This window comes from Streptomyces sp. NPDC089915 (genome assembly GCF_040684675.1).
Classification (GTDB): Bacteria; Actinomycetota; Actinomycetes; order Streptomycetales; family Streptomycetaceae; genus Streptomyces.
On sequence record NZ_JBFBGN010000314.1, the window covers coordinates 1 to 2,152 of the forward strand.

Here is a 2,152-nt window from a genome sequence, read left to right on the forward strand (position 1 = left end):
ACCTACACCCGCAACCTCGCCCTCGGCATCGGCACCGCCCCCTTCGTACCCCCCCCCCCCCCCCCCCGACCACGACCCCCCCCCCCGCCCCCGCGGCCCCCCCCCCGGCCCCCGCCCCGCCCGGGCCCCGGGCCGCGTCCGCCCACAGCGCGGTGAAGGCCCGCAGCGCACGGTCGCGTTCGGCGCTGACGGCCAGCGCGACGTCCACCACCTCGCGGGCCGAGACCTCACCGCGGTTGACCAGACGGGCGATCCCGACGGCCGGGAGCGTGGCGTACAGGCGGTCATCGAACATGCGCAACTCCTGGCCCGGGGGTCGTACCGGCGGACCCATCGTGCGCGCCCGAACCCGCCGCGCGCCACGGGTTTCGTACCCGACGTCCGGCCGTGGACGGATTCGGCGCCGAGCCATTGGTGCGGTCCACCGGCAACGCGCCCGCCGCTGTGGCCACGTGCTCCGGGTGGAAGCAGATCAACATCACCGGGGGCCGCGCCAAGTACCGGGAGTGCACTCGGACGGAGAGCGGCAAGCGGCAGGTGAACGGGACCTTCCAGCTGTGGGACACCAAGCGCGACGGCAAGTCCGTCCAAGCGTACGCAAGGACGGACTACAACCACTGGTACGGCGACAAGGTCACCTGGGAGCACTTCTACGGGTGGGGGGATGACAAGCATCCCAGCGGGCTGATTTCCTCAGGCTGGCGGGAAGGCGACGACTTCGAGCTGGTGATCGAGCTCAAGTAGCACCTCGGCGGGGCCCCTGCATCCGCCTGGCCGCCCCGCCTCACCCCACCTGCTCGGCCAGCCCCACGATGATCCCCTCCGGGCCGCGCAGGTAGCAGAGCAGGTGGCTGTCTCCGAACCGGGCGACCCCGCCCACGAGTTCGGCGCCGTGGGGGCGCAGGCGGGTGATGGTGTCCTGGATGTCGTCCACGGCGAACATGACGCGGTGCGTGCCCAGGACGTTGTGCGGTGGGTTGCGCGGACCGGGGCTGAGCGCCGTCGGGCTGCGGTACTTCGACAGCTCGATGCGGCCGTGGCCGTCCGGCGTCCGGAGCATCGCGATGTCGCAGTGGACGCCGTCGAGCCCGGTGCACACATCGGCGACGGGGCCCTCGACCTCCGCCGTGCCCTCCAGCTCCATGCCGAGTTCCACGAAGTACGCGATGGCCGAGTCCCTGTCCTCGACGACGATGCCGACGTTGTCCATCCGCTGGATCGCCATGCCGGTTCCTCCTTCTCGCTCGTACGGTCGGGGGCGTCGCCTTCACCCCGTCGGGTGCGCCAGGGCGGCGTCCAGGGCGTGGAAGAGCCGGTCCACGTCGCCGGTGGTGGTGTGCAGGTGGGGGCTGATCCGCAGGGCGTCGCCGCGGGCTCCGACGAACACGCCGGAGCGTTCCAGCGCGCGGGCCGTGGCCTGTCGGAGGTGGGCGGGAAGGGTGATGCCGAGCATGTGCGGGCCGCGCGGCTGGGGGACCGTCAGGCCGCGCCGGCGGGCGTGGCCGGCGATGAGGGCCGTGGTGTCCTCCAGGGTGGCGCTGATCCGGGGGACGGTCCAGTCGGTGAGCCGGCGCAGGGCGGTGACGGCCATGGGGGTGAGTTCGAACGCGGTGCGCGCCCCGGCGTCGAAGCGGCGCGCGCCCGGCTGGTAGGCGTCGCGGTACTCGACGAGGCGGGCGAAGTCCTGGGCGTCCTGGCGCAGGATCCAGTTCTCCTCCACCGGCCGGCCGTCCTGGTGGGCGGGGGAGGCGTAGAGGTAGCCGAGGCCGAAGGGGCCCAGCAGCCACTTGTACCCCACGGTGACCAGGAAGTCGGGACGCAGCACCCCGACGTCCAGCGGGACGGCCCCGGCGGACTGGCTCGCGTCGATGACCAGCGCCGCGCCCACGGCCCGGGCGGCCTCGGCGATACGGTCCAGCTCCAGCCACGTCCCGTCCGTCCAGTGCACCTGCGGTACGGACACCACGGCCACCGTCTCGTCCAGCGCGGCCAGCACGGCTTCGGTCCAGGTCTGACCGGACTCGCGGCGCACGGTCAGCATGCGCGCGCCGGTGCGTTCGGTGAAACGCCACCAGGTGTAGATCCCCGACGGGTACTCGTCGGCGAGGACCAGCACCCGGCCGCCGGGCGCCGCGTCCAGGTTGGCGGCGGC

At 73.3% G+C, this 2,152-nt stretch carries 3 protein-coding genes; 1 reads left to right on the forward strand and 2 read right to left on the reverse strand.

The genetic code is table 11. The annotated features are described in order from the left end of the window. Positions 1 to 387: 387 nt before the first annotated feature. Positions 388 to 744 carry a hypothetical protein gene (locus AB0O29_RS35270; RefSeq protein ID WP_365160354.1) on the forward strand — a complete coding sequence of 119 codons (357 nt, stop codon included), beginning with the start codon at positions 388 to 390 and terminating at the stop codon, positions 742 to 744. Positions 745 to 784: 40 nt separating this feature from the next. On the opposite strand, the gene AB0O29_RS35275 is transcribed toward AB0O29_RS35270, so the two are convergent. Then, entirely contained in the window at positions 785 to 1,225 is a 441-nt protein-coding gene (locus AB0O29_RS35275) for a VOC family protein (RefSeq protein WP_365160357.1), read from the reverse strand. A gap of 42 nt (positions 1,226 to 1,267) precedes the next feature. Beyond that, on the reverse strand, positions 1,268 to 2,152 hold an 885-nt coding region (locus AB0O29_RS35280), incomplete at its 5' end, for an aminotransferase class V-fold PLP-dependent enzyme (protein ID WP_365160360.1).